Below are 14,244 nucleotides of genomic sequence, written 5' to 3'. Positions count from 1 at the left end.
ATCGTGCCGATGAGCGGACGTAGCGGCAGGGCTGGAATCACCCGGGCTTGGAACCGTGCATCCACCGATCAAGCCAGTTGGGCCATCGCGGCCAACGGTTTGCGTAATCGCGAGCGCGCTCCGCAAGCACCAACTCCATGGGGTCGGCACCGTCCCAGACGATGCCCTCTTGGCTCGCGTACTTCGCCAGGACGGTTCGCAACTCTGCGAGGTTGCGATCGTCGGTCGGCATCAGGCGCTCGACCGTCCCGTACGCGCTGAGCACCGGCGAGAGACGCTCGCCGTCGACGCGATAGAAGGCCGATTCGCCTTCGAGATGGTCACCGATGAGCAGACTGCCGTCAGGTTGCGCGACGTACGAGGAAAACTCGTACACCGAGTCGTCGCGTAGATCGTGGACGATCACCAGATCTTCGGGCGGCGAGCCGCTGCCTGTCATGGAGCGATTATGCGGGAACGGAATCATGGCTCATCCCGCACTGCGGGCGGAGCCCCACCGTCCGCTGACCGCGCGTCAAGTGCTGTTAGACGCGTTCGAGCCAGTGGTGGTCTGGCACGAGTGTGCGGAGGGCCTCACGCAGCCACGCGCGGCGGTCTCGTGTGAGCACAGGGATGGTGGCTGAGAAGTCGGGTTCGTCCTTCGGCCGCCGCAGGCGCGCCTTGTACGCCAACACGATCTCCGGATGCAGGTAGCGAATGCCGTCGTCGCCCAGCCAGGTCACGTCCTCAACACTCGCGACGTGGTCAGGAAGGAACTTGTTGGTCCACAGGCCGTCGGCGTCGGGGGTCAGTGGGATGTCGACCACCCACGGTGATGACGCGTGTTCGCGCAACCACAGTTGGCTCGTTGGCTCGTCGACGGTGAGCCATCGATCACCCAGCGGGTGCAGCACCCCACCCACGTTGTTCCACACGTGCCACCGGCCGCGCATGAAGTCGACGAAGGCGGGCACATCGGAAGCAAGGATCGATACGTCAAGGTCCTCGTGCTCACGCCGGTATCCCGTCGCGGCTTCGATTGCCCAACCGCCGACAACCCACCACGGACGGTCGAAACCGGTCATCTCCCTGGCGAACTCCGAGGGCTCCATGGGGGACCATGCACCGTAGAGAGCCAGGAAGGCGTCTCCCTCGGCTTGCTCGTCGGGGGAAGGCCGGAGTGGAACACGATCAGTCACGCGCCGAGCCTTGCACAGGGCCACCTCACTCAACGGGAAGTGGATCCTGCGTTCCCTCCCGCGTCCCAGCTTGCGTCAACGAGAGATCCGACCAGGACGAATAGCAGTCCGAACATCGCTGAGATCGTTGCGGTCGCGGCGCCCAACAAGGCATCGCGCTTGACTGCCAGCAGCAGACCCAGCGTGAGGCCCACGAATGCAAGAAGGCATCCGACAGCGACCGTCGTCCCGGTTCGCGCTTGCCTTGCCCGCCATTGCCGCCGGGCGTTCCAGGCTGATCGCGAGTGCGCGGCTCTCAACCCGGTCTGCTCGTTCTCCATGGATCGAACCCTAGGGCCCGTACCACGCAGTCACAGCCATCGCCGCACCTCGCTTCGGTACGCCTCGTACTCCGCCCCGAACTTGGTCGACAGATAACGCTCCTCCGGACGGATCGCTCCCCACCAGACGGCGAGAACGCCGATCGGTACGAAAGCCAGGGCCCAGAAAGAGTGAGCCAACAGAGCCAGGCCAACGTCCAGGACGACGAGCCCGACGTACAACGGGTTGCGGCTGAACCGAAATGGTCCTGAGCGGAGCACGCGAGTCGTCGCCTCGCCCGGCAGGATCGCGGTGCGGTGGGACGCCATGACCGACAACGTCCACCCGTTCCACAACGCGAATGCGAGGACCGCCGCGCCGCCGATCCAGCTCGCTGACGAGCTCGCGATCGAGACCGGATCTCCTAGGACGGCGGTCAGGATCAACCCGGCAGCGAGTGGCACACCCAGCGCAACCGGCGGCCAGATCCGAAACGCCGGCGCATCCACGGTGACATCGTCGTCTGTAGCCCGATCCCAGAACAAGCCCCGCACGACTCGTCCTACCCCGATACTGAGCGCGTCCGCGGACCTCGCCCTGGGCCTGGTCGGGGCGATCGGGGGCGGAGCGCTGGCGACGGGCCTCCAGTGGCTCTCCCTCAGCCTCGCCGGAGGTGACTACTTCCAGTACATGCTCGGTCTCGTCCCGCTGGGGTTCGGCGCCGCCGCCTTCTGGCTGGCGAACGGCCTCCGGTCCTCAGACCCGGTGGCAGTCCCCGTCGCTCGCGCGGCACAGGTGCTAGCCGCGGTCGCGGTCGTCGGCGGCGTGCTCCTCCTGCTGGCGGGCCTGACCGACGAGTTCTGAGCACGCTCACGAGCTCGTGAGCACCACCAGCTGTTGCGTCGCCCTCGTCATCGCGACGTAGTGGTCGACCGCGCCCTCGATGCCCGCACCGAAGGCCGCCGGATCGACCAGGACGACGAGGTCGAACTCCAGACCCTTCGACAACTCCGGCGTGAGCGACCGAACGCGGGGCGTGGCCTCGAACGTGGACGAGCCGATGACACAGCCGATCCCGTCGGGGTTCGCGGTCAGCCAATGGTCCACGATCGAGTCGAGGTCGGTGACGGACCCGTGCACGACGGGGACGCCGGTGCGCCGGACGGAGGTCGGCACGTTCGCGTCCGGCAGCGCGGCCCGGATGACCGGCTCGGCCTCGACCATCACCTCTTCGGGCGTGCGGTAGTTGAGGGTGAGGGACGAGACCTCGATCCGGTCCAGGCCCACTCGCGACAGGCGCTCCTCCCACGACTCGGTGAACCCGTGACGGGCCTGGGCGCGATCACCCACGACCGTGAAGCTCCGCGACGGGCAACGCTGCAGCAGCATCTGCCACTCCGCGTCGGTGAGCTCCTGAGCCTCATCCACGACGACGTGGGCGAACGGACCGGCCAGCAGGTCGGGGTCGGCAGTCGTCAGGGCAGCCTCGTCGACGATGATGCTCTGCGCGTCCGAGACGCGCAGCATCGACATGACCTGCATCTCGGAGTCGTCGGTCGCGATCAGGTGGTCGATGACGTCAGCCATCTGCTCACGCTCGGCTGCCACCGCGGCCTCGTGCCGGCGCTTGCGTCGCGACGCCTGCGGATCGCCCAGCCGCTGCCGCGCCGCGTCGAGGATCGGCAGGTCTGCGACCGTCCACGCGTGCGGGTCGGGGCGCTGCAGGGCCTGGACCTCCGCGTCCGCCAGCCACGGCGCACATCGGCGCAGGTACGCCGGCACGGACCACAGGTCGCCGACCAGGTCTGCCGGCTCGAGCAGGGTCCAGGACCGGTCGAGGGCGGTGAGCAGGTCCCGGTTCCGCAACAGCGACCGGCGCAGCTGGTCGGCGGGGACCTCCTCGTCGTCGACCTTGTCGACCAGGATGGTGACCAGCGCCTCGAGGATGTCGTCGCGGGCCTCGTTGTGCGGTGTCCCCGGATCCGGCGCCTCGAACGCCTCGGCCCAGTCTGCGGGGCTGAGCCAGAGGTCGACCCACGGAGTCTCGACCTCCATCCCCTCGGTGGGCACCTCTTCGTACAGCGCGATGGCCGGTTCGACCGCCCTCACGAGCTCCGCGGACGCCTTCGGCCCCGCGACGACGGGATCGGGCTCAGGCAGCGCGTCAGCACCCTCGGGCACCAGGTCTCGCACGGTGCAGGTCTGGACTCCCTCCTCCCCCAAGCTGGGCAGGACGTCGGCGACGTACGCGAGGTAGGGGCGGTGCGGGCCGACGAAGAGGATGCCGCCCCGGCGGTGGCCGAGCCGTGGGTCGGCGTACGTGAGGTACGCCGAGCGGTGCAGCGCCACGACGGTCTTGCCCGTGCCCGGGCCGCCGTCGACCACCAGCGTGCCGCGCGATCCGGCGCGGATGATGGCGTCCTGGTCGGCCTGGATGGTGCCCAGCACGTCGCGCATCCGCCCGGAGCGGCTGGCTCCGAGGCTGGCGATGAACGCCGACTGGTCGTCCAGCGCGGCGTGACCCTCGAGCCCGTCGGGCGTGAAGACCTCGTCCCAGTAGTCGGTGATCCGACCCTGCGTCCAGCGGTACCTCCGCCGACTCACGAGTCCCATCGGGTGGACATGGGTCGCGCCGAAGAACGGCTCGGCGGCAGGCGACCGCCAGTCGACCAGCAGCCGCCGACCCGACCGATCCGTCAGGCCGAGCCGGCCGACGTACACGGGCTCCGTGCCGTCGTCAGCGACGATCCGGCCCAGGCACAGGTCGAGGCTGAACCGCCGCAGGGCGCGCAGCCGGCCGGTCAGCCGATGGACCTCCTGGTCCCGGTCAAGGGCCTGCTGCCCGCGACCGCCAGGAGCCCGGCGCGCGGCGTCGAGCCGATCCGAGAGGTCGCTGATCGACTGCTCCAGGCTCTCGGCGAGGGCGGCGAAGTGTCGCTCGTCGTCGGCGATCAACGCGGGGTCGGCCTTGGCGGCGAGGTGGTCGGGCAGGTCGAACGCACTGGTCGTGAGGGGGGTCAAGGAATCAGCTCCGGTCCGTAGCGAGTGGCATGGATCGGCGATTGTGCGCGACGACAGGGGTCTTGCCGCAAGCCCCCTGGTGCGCTATACGTTGGAAGTGAGGCGAGGGTGTGACACCTCGCCTCTTCGTGTGTCCCGGGCAGGAAACCCCGTGCCGTGGCCGGGATCCGCGCCGTACCGTCAGCAGGTGCAGGTGACGTTCACGAAGGTCGACGGCAAGCGGTACCGGGTCGCGATCCGTCGCGAGCGAGGCCCGGCACTCGTGCCGCGCCTCGCCCCGGGATACGACGACCTGATGCCGCACGACCTCGCCCACTACGTCGTGGAGGAGCACTACGGCATCGAGCTCGGCGTCTGGGGCCAGCTGGCCGCCGGAGGCGGCGGCATCTTCGCCCCGGCGCCCGAGGACGACGACCTGCGCCACCAGCGTCGTACGCAGCGGATCGCCGCGCTCGGACGCGACGACATGAGGCGCTCCGAACAGCTCGTAGTGGCGACCATGGCGGCATGGGAGCGCACGGTCGGCCGGTCCCGGCACCAGGACCTCCCGGTCTCGATCGAGGTCGAGCGGGACGCGCTGCGCGCGGCGGTGCACAGGATGAGCGTGGTCTCCGGCCAGTGGCGCGACCTGCCTTACGGCGGAGCCCTCTCGTTCACGTGGCCCAGCAGCCTGACGTTCGACCCGGCCCGGTCGCACCGCGGACGCCGGGAATCGAGGGCGACACGTGGCCGTCACCGGAGCAGAATGCGCCCATGACGGACACCACGACCTCGGCCCGGACCGCGGAAGCGGTGGCCGAAAGACTCCTCACCAGCACGCTCGGGTTCGTGGACACGCTCGCCATCTACGTCGGCGACCGGCTGGGCTGGTACCGCAGCCTCCGGGACGACGGCCCGGCCACGGCCCAGGAGCTGGCGGCGCGGACCGCGACCCACCCGCGTTACGCGCGTGAGTGGCTCGAGCAGCAGGCGGTGTCCGGCTGGCTCGACGTCACTGCGGACTCCGACCCGGAGCAGCGCCGGTTCTCGCTCTCCCCCGCCGCGGCAGAGGTGCTCACGGACCCTGAGAGCCTCAACTACCTGGCCCCGCTGCCGCGGCTCTTCGCAGCGTCGGCCACGGCGCTGCCCGAGCTGCTCTCGGCGTACAGCGACGGCGGCGGCGTCAGCTGGGAGCAGCTGGGAGACGACGCCCGTGAGGGCCAGGCCGACATGAACCGGCCGTGGTACGAGCGCGAGCTCGCGCCCGCGCTCGCCCGGGTCCCGGAGGTGCACGAGCGGCTCGGCGCAGCCGGTGCGATGATCGCCGACGTCGGGTGCGGCGCGGGCTGGTCGACGATCGCACTCGCCCGCGCGTACCCTTCAGCCACGGTCCGAGGTCTGGACGTCGACGCACCGTCAGTCGCGATGGCGCGCGAGAACGCCGCCCGGGCAGGGCTCGACGACCGTGTCACCTTCACGCACGTGGACGCGAGCTCGCAGCCCGAGCGGACCCACGACGTCGTGTTCGCCTTCGAGTGCATCCACGACATGCCGCGGCCCGTCGAGGTGCTGCGCGCCGCCCGGGAGTCCCTGGTCGACGGCGGCTTCATGGTGGTGATGGACGAGGCGGTGGCGGAGGAGTTCGCACCCGACGGCGACGAGCTCGAACGGCTGATGTACGGCTTCAGCGTGTTCGTCTGCCTGCCCGACGGGATGTCCAGCCAGCCCAGCGTCGGCACCGGCACCGTGATGCGGCGGTCCACCCTGGAGACGTACGCGACCGAGGCCGGCTTCAGCTCCGTCGACGTGCTGCCCACGGGCGAGTTCGGACTCTGGCGGTTCTACCTGCTGCGACCCTGACCGGGGATGACGCTCTCGGCGCCGGGAACGCACTGTCATGGCCGAGATCCGGGCGCGACCGGCGAGGCACACTGGAGGTGTGAGCGGCGAGCCGGAGGTGATGGATGCCGGTCCCCCGCCGCGGTCACGTCGGCGGGTGGCCGCGCTCCTCGCCCTGCTGCTCGTCCTCGTCGTGTCCGCCGCTGCGCTCGACCGGTCGATGCGGTCACGCGGCTCGGAGCAGGTTGCCAACTGCCGGCAGCAGGGGGCGGCCGAGATCGCGGCGGCGTTCGGCCGGCTCACCGCGAGGGCAGGCACCGTCCGGCCGACGGTGGTCGGGATGCCCGACGGCGCCCTCAAGGATCAGCTGCTCGAGCTGGTCAGCGAGGCCGTTGCGGGCGCGGACGACCAGCTGCGATCCGCCCGCGGCCGCTGCGAGGAGGTGGAGCTGATCTGGTACCACCGGGACCTCGTCCGGCAGCGCGATGACTGCGTCGCGACCCTCGATGAGCTGACGGCCTGGTTCCAGGAGGTTTCCAGTGACGGCGGCCACGCCTTCGGCGGCGGCGTCGACGGCGGCGGTGGTTGCGGTTGACTCACCGCAGCACGTAGCGGCCGACCATGCCGGTCACACCATCCAGTTCGCCTCGAAGGCCGGGTCCGTCAGCGCCGGCCGGTCGAACCGGAACGGTGACAGATCCGTCGTCGACGAACCGGTCGCCGCCAACTCGGCCAGCAGCCGACCGAAGGTCGGCGCGAACTTGAAGCCGTGGGCGGCCCCGAGCCCCACCACAACGCGCTCGTGCCCGGGCACCGGGGCGATCACGAAGTCCCGGTCCGGCGTCAGCGTGTACTGGCAGCGCAGCGAACGCACGGTGGGACCGGACTCCGGCAGCAGCGACGCCATGAACGTCGACAGCCGGCGCAGCATGCCGGCGTCAGGGTCGCTGGTGCGCGCGTCTGGCGACACCTCCGGTCCTCCGCAATCCTCGGCGACCTTGACCGTGTCCTCGCCGTAGCAGGGGAAGCCGTAGTACGACGGGTCGTCCATCCAGATCCAGAGCGGCAGCGCGCCCGGGGCGAACCGGGCGGGCGCCGCCGGCTGGAGGTAGGTGACCTGCTCCAGGGTCGTCGTCAAGGGCAGAGACACGTCGAGACCGGTGAGCACGTCGTTGGTCCACGCGTCGGCGCACACCACCACCGCGTCGGCGAGGTACGTCGAACCGGCGGTCGAGACCCGGACCCCGTGGGAAGCCTCGGTGATCTCCAGCACCGGCGTCGAGTCGAGCAGCCGCGCACCGGCAGCGCGGGCCACCCGCTGCATCACCGAGGTGCCGAAGCCCGCCGGCACGATCGCGCCCCGTTCCTGGAACAGCCCCACGGTGTCGGCGGGCAGCGAGAACTGCGGCCACCGGCGGACGACCTCGTCGGACTCGAGCAGCTCGAAGGCGATGTCGCACCTCGTGAGCGAGGTCGTGTAGTCCTCCATCGGGATCGCGCCGCCGGTGGGAAACAGGTCCAGGCCCCCGACCACGGTGACGAGGTGCTCGCCGGAGACCGCCTCGAGTCGGGCCCAGTCGTCGTAGGCGTCCCGGGTGAGCTCGACGTACGCGGGCGTGTGGTAGCTGTGCCGCAGGATCCGTGACGTGTCGTGCGAGGCGCCTCGGCTGTGGCCGAGCTCGAACCGCTCCAGCCCGACCACGTCGTGCCCGGCCTCGGCCAGGTGCCAGGCGGTGGCGCTCCCGAGCGCCCCGAGCCCCACCACGACGTACCCGACGCGCTCCTCCCTCACGGATGTCCCTCGAGCCGCGGCACGAGCCACCTGCGGATGTCGGCGCTGTCGTCCTCCATCGGGGCGAACCACCCGTGGGTGTAGGCGCGCGACGACATCCCCCGCTGCACGGACTCGCAGATCGCCCAGTCCTGGCGGTTGACCAGGTCCCAGAGGTCGCCGGCGTCACTGGGGTCGAAGCCGGGGGCCGCCACCGCGTCGGCGGCGAACAGCAGCAGGCACTCGATCGTCGTGCGCTCGACGCCCTGCGGTCGGAGCATGAACGCCGCCACGTGGTCGGCGGAGCAGGACAGCATCAGGTTCGGGTACACCAGCTCGCCCTTGTGGTGCGTGCGCTCGGTCTCGTCGAGTCCGGGCAGCGGCGCTCGCGCGGTCGTGCCGGTCATCGTGAAGGTCCACGCGCCTTCGCGGTGCGGCACGCCGTGGTCCCAGTCGATGCCGCTGCCGCCGGACCCGAACGCCGGCACCAGCCGGGACAACTCAGGATGCACCGGGCCGCAGTGGTAGCACTCGTTGTAGTTCTCCGCGAGGACCTTCCAGTTGGCAGCCACGTCGTACTCGAACCGGAGCCCGGTCACGAGGTCGCCCAGCGCATAGTTGGCGAGCGTCTCCGTCGGCCGAGCGACCGACTCGGCCAGCGGTCTCGCCTCGGCCGGGGTGAGGTGCACGAAGACGAACCCGCCCCATTCCTCGACGGCGACCGGGTGGAGCGAGAACTCGGCCGGATCGACGTCTCCCTCCTCCGTGTGCGGTGCTCGCAGCAACCGGCCGTCGAGCGCGTAGGTCCAGGAGTGGTACGGGCAGCGCAGTGCGCCCACCTCTGAGCAAGCCGGCGGGCTGCCCGGCAGCGTGGGCACGATCTGCGACCCCCGGTGCCGGCACACGTTGTACGCCGCGTGCAGTGCCCGGTCCTCGTCGGCGGTGAGCAGCACCGACTCCCCCAGCACGTCGACGACGACCAGCCGGCGAGGCTCTCCGAGACCGAGGTCGTCGCGCCGGCCGACGCAGGTCCACTCACGCAGCAGCACGCGTTCGCGCTCCGTCCGCCAGGCGTCGGGATCGACGTACCAGTCACGCGGCAGGGCGGGTTCCAAGGTCACGGGTTCACTCCTCTCAGCACGTGGGCCGTCGCCAGGTGGCAGGCGACATGGTGCCCGGACGGGTCGGCAGGCAGCACGGGGAGCGTGGCCTCGCGACAGTCGTCGTCGACCCCCGCGGCGGCGGCCGAGCCGTCGGCCAGCGCCGGGCAGCGCGGGTGGAACCGGCACCCGCCGGGCACTCGCGTCGGGTCCGGGATCTCGCCGCGGAGCACGATCGGCTCCATGTAGTCGATCTCCGGGACCACTGAGAGCAGGGCACGCGTGTACGGGTGGCGCGGTCGCGCCAGCACCTCCTCGGTGGGTCCCGACTCCACCACCCGACCGAGGTACATCACCGCGATCCGGTCGGCGATGTTCCACGCCAGGCCGAGGTCGTGCGTGACCACGAGCACACCGAGGCCGAGCTCTTGCCGGAGCTTCAGCAGCAGGGCGAGGACCTCACCGCGGATCGAGGCGTCGAGCGACGACACCGGCTCGTCGGCGATCAGCAGGTCGGGTCCCATGGCGAGCGCCCCGGCCACCAGAACCCGCTGCCGCTGACCACCGGAGAGCTCGTGCGGGTAGCGCAGGAAGAGCCGCTCGGGTGGCCGCAGCCCGGCGGAGGCCAGGGCCTCGGCCACCAGCTCGGTCTCAGTCCGTCCTTGGGGGTCGCGATCGACCAGGTCGTGGATCCGCAGCCCCTCGGCGACGGACTCATAGACCGTGTGCCGGGGGTTCAACGCCCCGGCCGGGTCCTGCAGCACCAGCTGCACCCGCCGACGCAGTGCACGCAGGCCGCGGATGGAGTAGTCGAGCGGCTGTCCGTCGAACCGGACCTCGCCCGCGGCCGGGCGTTCGAGGCCGAGCAGAGTCCGAGCGAGGGTGGTCTTGCCCGATCCGGACTCACCCACCAGCGCCACGATCTCGCCGGGTGCCAGCTCGACGTCGGCCCCGTCGAGCGCACGGGCGATCGCACCGCCACGCGCCGTGAACTCGACGGCCAGTCCCTGGCCGGTGAGCAGCGCGGCGCTCACGGCTGCCCCACACGGATGCAGGCCGCGAGCCGGCCCGCGCCGTGGGCCTCGAGGCGGGGATCGATCTCGCGGCAGGCGTCGATCGCTCGCGGGCAGCGCGGCTCGAACGAGCAGCCCGGTGGCAGCAGTCGCAGGTCGGGCGGGTCGCCGCCGAGCCCGGCAGGCGCGTATCGGGCGGCATGGTCGCCGATCCGCGGGAACGCCGCGGACAGGGCGCCGGCATACGGGTGCAACGGTCCGCTGAAGACCTCGTCCGCCCTGCCGTACTCGACCACCCGTCCGGCGTACATGACGGCGATCTTGTCGCACAGGTCGGCCAGCACCGACAGGTCGTGGCTGATGATCATCATGCCCACGCCGAGCTCGTTGACGAGTCCGGACAGCACGTCGAGGACCTGGCTCTGCACCATGACGTCGAGCGCCGTAGTCGGCTCGTCCGCGATCACGAGGTCGGGCTTGCAGGCGAGCGCCATCGCGATCATCACACGCTGCCGCTGGCCACCGCTGAGCTGGTGCGGGTAGGAGCGAGCACGTTCGGCCGGTAGCCCGACCTGCTCGAGGAGCTCCCCGATCCGGCGGTCGATGTCGGCCTCGGCGAGGTCCGGCTCGTGGAGCACGATCGGCTCGGCGATCTGATTGCCGACCCGCTGCACCGGGTTGAGCGAGTGGAGGGCTCCCTGGAAGACGATCGAGGCTCCCGCCCAGCGCAGGGCTCGGAGGTCGCCCCAGCGCATCGTGAGCGCGTCCTGGCCGCGCACCAGCACCCGCCCCTCGACCTTGGCGCTCGGCGGCTGGAGCCGGAGCACGGTCGAGGCGAGGGTCGACTTGCCACAGCCCGACTCCCCCGCGACTCCCACGATCTCGCCCCGGTCGAGAGCGAGGTCGACGTCGCGGACCGCAGGTACGTCGCCCTCGTGCGTCCGGTACGTGACGGACAGGTTCTCGATCCTCAGCAGTGGCTCACTCATCGGCGTCCCTTCAGCCGTGGGTCGAGGACGTCCTCGATGGCGTGGCCGACCAGGGTGAAGCTCAGGACGACCAGCACCACGCAGACGCCGGGCGGGATGATGTACCACCAGGATCCGGTGGTGATCGCCCCGATGCTGTAGGCGTCATCGAGCATGGACCCCCACGATATGCGGGTCGGGTCTCCGAGGCCGAGGAAGCTCAGGGTCGTCTCGGACAGGATCGCGACCGACACCGTGAGAGTGGTGTTGGCGAACACCATGGGCGTCACGTTCGGCAGGATGTGACGCGATATCTGGTGCCAGCGGCCGGCCCCCAGCACGCGGGCGCGCTCGAGGTAGGCGCGCTCCTTGATCGAGAGCGTCTGGGCGCGGATGAGCAGCGCGGTCCCCGGCCAGGACGCCACTCCGATGACGAGCGCGATCGTCAACAGGGAGGGGCCGAGGATGGTCGCCAGCACGATCGCGAGGGGCAGGAACGGGATCACGAGGAACCACTCGGTGAAGCGGAACAGCAATGCGCCGGTCTTGCCGGTGAAGTAGCCGGACAACAGCCCGATCAGAGTTCCGATCACCATCGAGATGACGGTGGCGAGCAGTCCGACCGCCAGCGAGACCCGGGCGCCCCAGATCAGCAGCGTCAGCACCGACCGGCCCTTGTCGTCGGTCCCCAGCCAGAACTCCCGGGACGGCGGCTCGAGCACCCCGCCGGTGGCGCCGCTCAGCGTCACCCCCTCCGGGTCCGTGATGAGGGGGGCAGCCAGCGCCAGGAACACGAAGAACCCGAGGATGATGAGCCCGACCAGCCCCGACCGGTGCGACCGGAAGTCCGCCCAGTTCCGGCTCCACGACTCACGTCGCCGCCGCCGCGCGACCTGCCGCGCCGTCAGCCGCACCGGGACGTCCCCACTCGCCGCGCTCACGACCGCACCCGCGGGTCGAGCAGGCCGTAGATCAGGTTCGCCGCCAAGTTGGCGAGGATCACCGCCACTGTGCTCACCAGGAACGTGCCCTGCAGCACCCAGTAGTCAGGCACCGTCAGCGCTTCCGTTGTGAGCAGTCCGAGACCCGGGATGGAGAACACCGTCTCGACGGTGAACGCGCCGGTCACGACGAACCCGAAGCTGAGCGCGATCACGGTCGTCGTCGGCAGCATCGCGTTGCGGACGGCGTGCCGGTTGCGCACATGCACGTCGCGTAGACCCTTCGCCCGGGCCGTAGTGAGGTAGTCCTCGCCGAGCTCGTCGAGCAGCGAGCTGCGCATGATCAGCGCGTAGTCGGCCAGGTAGGCCAACGTGAGCGTCAGGACCGGCAGCGCCAGGTGCCAAGCCACGTCGGCCACCCCCGCCAACGACGTGGGGTCGACGTCCGGCGAATGGAGGCCGCCCGTCGGGAAGAGACCGGGGAGCGGGCCGGGCCCGACCGCCAGCAGGTAGATGAGCAGCAGACCGAGCCACCACTCCGGCATCGAGTAGAGGGTCAGGGAGGTGCCGGTCGAGGCGCGGTCGAACTTGCTGCCGCGCCGCCACCCGCTCCTGATGCCGAGCCAGATCCCGATCACCCCGGCCAGCACCGTGGAGGAGCCGACCAGCAGCAGTGTGGGCCACATCCGGTCGATGATCAGGTCGGACACCGGCACCCGGTAGCGCAGCGATATTCCGAGGTCACCGGTGAGGGTGTTCTGCAGGAAGGTGACGAACTGCTGCAACAGCGGCTGGTCGAGGCCGTAGGTCTCCTTGAACGCCTCGAGCTGCTCCTGTGTGGTGAACCGCCCACGACCGAGGGTTCGGGCCGGGTCTCCCGGCAGGACCCGGAAGAGGAAGAAGTTCACCACGAGCATGAAGCCGAGGCTCCCGAACGTGCCGAGCACCTTGCCTGCGGCGTACCGGCCGTAGCTTCGACGCCTGACCCGGGGCGGCGGCGGCGCCTCCGTCACCGCCCCGATGGTCACTCGCGCTCCCCCGCAGTCCCACGCCGGCGAGCCGCGACCACGCCACCTCCGGCCAACAGCGCCACCAGCGCGACTCCCGCGCCGACGAGGAACCCGGTGCTGACGCCGCCACTGCTGCCGGCTTCCTCGCTGAGCTGGGTCGTGCCCTCCTCACCCGCGCACTCGTCGGCCTCCGACGCGGGCCGCATGTGGATGTAGTTGTAGACGCCGTACTGGATCAGGTAGACCCCGCCCGGGTCGGGCTGCTGGCGCAGGCACGCGAACCGGTCGCTCCGCCAGGCCTCGCCCACGGTGCTGTACGAGGTCACGAGGTACGGCGCGTCGTAGTAGAGAATCTCCTGCATCTGCTGGACCTGCTCCTCGCGTGCGGCGTCGTCCTGCTCGACCCGCTGCTGCTCGAAGAGCGCGTCGTAGTCCTCGTTGCAGTACCACGAGTCCGACCAGTTGCCGCGCTCGTCGCACGTCATGTACGAGAGCATCGAGGACGGGTCGGGCTCGACGTACCAGCCCCACTCGAAGACGTCGAAGGTGCCTTCGTAGATGATGTCGGTCAGCCTGCTGCTCTCGAACGACTTCACCTCGGAGTCGATGTCGAGGTCGCCGAGCCACTCCGAGAACAGCTCCATGGCGTCGATCGAGGTCTGCGAGTCGCTGCGCGCGTACAGCCGCAGCTTGCCGATCGGGTCGCCGTTCGGCAGCGTCCGGAAACCGTCGTCCCCGACCGTGTAGCCGGCGTCGTCGAGCAGCTGCGCAGCGCGCTCCGGGTCGTACGCGATCGCGTCCTCCTCCGGCGGCTCCCACCGGAAGCCGGCATAGGCGGGCGGGATGATCGTGTCACCCGGGATGCCGGCCCCCTGGTAGGCAGTCTCGATGATCTGCTCCCGGTCGATGGCGAAGTTCAGCGCCCACCGGAAGGCAGGGTCGAGGACCGCCGGGTTCGGGTCGCCGATCGGCTCACCGGACTCGGTGTCGATCGACCCGGTGTTGAACGCGTACTCGTCGAAGCCCGGCGAGTCGCCCATCTGGGCACTGATCCCGTCTCGGCCTTCGAGCGACTGGACCTGGAGTGCGTTGATGCCCTCGACGAAGTCGACCTCACCGGTGAC

Annotated in this window: 15 protein-coding genes; 4 read left to right on the top strand and 11 right to left on the bottom strand. The window is 70.3% G+C overall.

Features of this window, described 5'->3' with window-relative positions; genetic code table 11:
- Positions 1-37: 37 nt before the first annotated feature.
- From VFZ39_RS13570 to VFZ39_RS13560, 3 genes are all read right to left on the bottom strand, one after another.
- Positions 38-439: a hypothetical protein gene (locus VFZ39_RS13570; protein WP_330866305.1), complete on the bottom strand. Its 402-nt coding sequence runs from the start codon at positions 437-439 to the stop codon at positions 38-40.
- Between the two features lie 85 nt (positions 440-524).
- Positions 525-1,091, bottom strand: coding sequence for a nucleotidyltransferase domain-containing protein (locus tag VFZ39_RS13565; RefSeq protein WP_330866304.1), 567 nt, complete (start codon positions 1,089-1,091; stop codon positions 525-527).
- A 437-nt stretch (positions 1,092-1,528) separates the two neighbouring features.
- The gene (locus VFZ39_RS13560) at positions 1,529-1,807 is read right to left on the bottom strand and encodes an isoprenylcysteine carboxylmethyltransferase family protein (protein WP_330866303.1); all 279 of its coding nucleotides are present in this window, start codon (positions 1,805-1,807) and stop codon (positions 1,529-1,531) included.
- On the opposite strand from VFZ39_RS13560, the gene VFZ39_RS13555 reads away from it, so the two are divergent.
- Entirely contained in the window at positions 1,806-2,342 is a 537-nt protein-coding gene (locus VFZ39_RS13555; protein WP_330866302.1) for a hypothetical protein, read from the top strand. The two genes, VFZ39_RS13560 and VFZ39_RS13555, sit on opposite strands and share 2 nt — an antisense overlap.
- Before the next feature lie 6 nt (positions 2,343-2,348).
- Here VFZ39_RS13555 and helR read toward each other — a convergent pair whose 3' ends face one another.
- A complete protein-coding gene (helR, locus tag VFZ39_RS13550) occupies positions 2,349-4,499 on the bottom strand; it encodes an RNA polymerase recycling motor ATPase HelR (RefSeq protein ID WP_330866301.1) in 2,151 nt (716 codons plus the stop codon).
- 187 nt (positions 4,500-4,686) lie between these two features.
- On the opposite strand from helR, the gene VFZ39_RS13545 reads away from it, so the two are divergent.
- The 3 genes from VFZ39_RS13545 (at position 4,687) to VFZ39_RS13535 (ending at position 6,912) form a co-directional block, all read left to right on the top strand.
- Entirely contained in the window at positions 4,687-5,256 is a 570-nt protein-coding gene (locus tag VFZ39_RS13545; protein ID WP_330866300.1) for a hypothetical protein, read from the top strand.
- Positions 5,253-6,338, top strand: coding sequence for a class I SAM-dependent methyltransferase (locus tag VFZ39_RS13540; protein WP_330866299.1), 1,086 nt, complete (start codon positions 5,253-5,255; stop codon positions 6,336-6,338). Before VFZ39_RS13545 ends, VFZ39_RS13540 begins: the two co-directional genes overlap by 4 nt.
- A gap of 79 nt (positions 6,339-6,417) precedes the next feature.
- Positions 6,418-6,912, top strand: a complete 495-nt coding sequence (locus VFZ39_RS13535; RefSeq protein ID WP_330866298.1) for a hypothetical protein — start codon at positions 6,418-6,420, stop codon at positions 6,910-6,912.
- A gap of 33 nt (positions 6,913-6,945) precedes the next feature.
- Here the strand turns inward: VFZ39_RS13535 and solA are convergent, their stop codons facing one another.
- The 7 genes from solA to VFZ39_RS13500 all read right to left on the bottom strand — a co-directional run.
- Complete coding sequence (gene solA, locus VFZ39_RS13530; protein ID WP_330866297.1) at positions 6,946-8,109, bottom strand: N-methyl-L-tryptophan oxidase; 1,164 nt, start codon at positions 8,107-8,109, stop codon at positions 6,946-6,948.
- Positions 8,106-9,209: an aromatic ring-hydroxylating dioxygenase subunit alpha gene (locus tag VFZ39_RS13525; protein WP_330866295.1), complete on the bottom strand. Its 1,104-nt coding sequence runs from the start codon at positions 9,207-9,209 to the stop codon at positions 8,106-8,108. The genes solA and VFZ39_RS13525 overlap by 4 nt, the downstream gene beginning before the upstream one ends.
- The gene (locus VFZ39_RS13520) at positions 9,206-10,222 is read right to left on the bottom strand and encodes an ABC transporter ATP-binding protein (RefSeq protein ID WP_330866294.1); all 1,017 of its coding nucleotides are present in this window, start codon (positions 10,220-10,222) and stop codon (positions 9,206-9,208) included. Before VFZ39_RS13520 ends, VFZ39_RS13525 begins: the two co-directional genes overlap by 4 nt.
- On the bottom strand, positions 10,219-11,190 hold the full coding sequence (locus VFZ39_RS13515) for an ABC transporter ATP-binding protein (protein ID WP_330866293.1): 972 nt from the start codon (positions 11,188-11,190) through the stop codon (positions 10,219-10,221). The genes VFZ39_RS13520 and VFZ39_RS13515 overlap by 4 nt, the downstream gene beginning before the upstream one ends.
- Positions 11,187-12,110, bottom strand: coding sequence for an ABC transporter permease (locus VFZ39_RS13510; protein ID WP_330866292.1), 924 nt, complete (start codon positions 12,108-12,110; stop codon positions 11,187-11,189). The genes VFZ39_RS13515 and VFZ39_RS13510 overlap by 4 nt, the downstream gene beginning before the upstream one ends.
- Positions 12,107-13,123: an ABC transporter permease gene (locus tag VFZ39_RS13505; protein WP_330866291.1), complete on the bottom strand. Its 1,017-nt coding sequence runs from the start codon at positions 13,121-13,123 to the stop codon at positions 12,107-12,109. The genes VFZ39_RS13510 and VFZ39_RS13505 overlap by 4 nt, the downstream gene beginning before the upstream one ends.
- A gap of 11 nt (positions 13,124-13,134) precedes the next feature.
- Positions 13,135-14,244: ABC transporter substrate-binding protein (locus tag VFZ39_RS13500; protein ID WP_330866290.1), on the bottom strand; the 1,110-nt coding region annotated here is incomplete at its 5' end.

The organism is Nocardioides sp. (assembly GCF_036374615.1).
GTDB lineage: Bacteria > Actinomycetota > Actinomycetes > Propionibacteriales > Nocardioidaceae > Nocardioides.
Note: the sequence above shows the minus strand (reverse complement) of the source record. Positions and strands in the feature narration are given on the sequence as shown.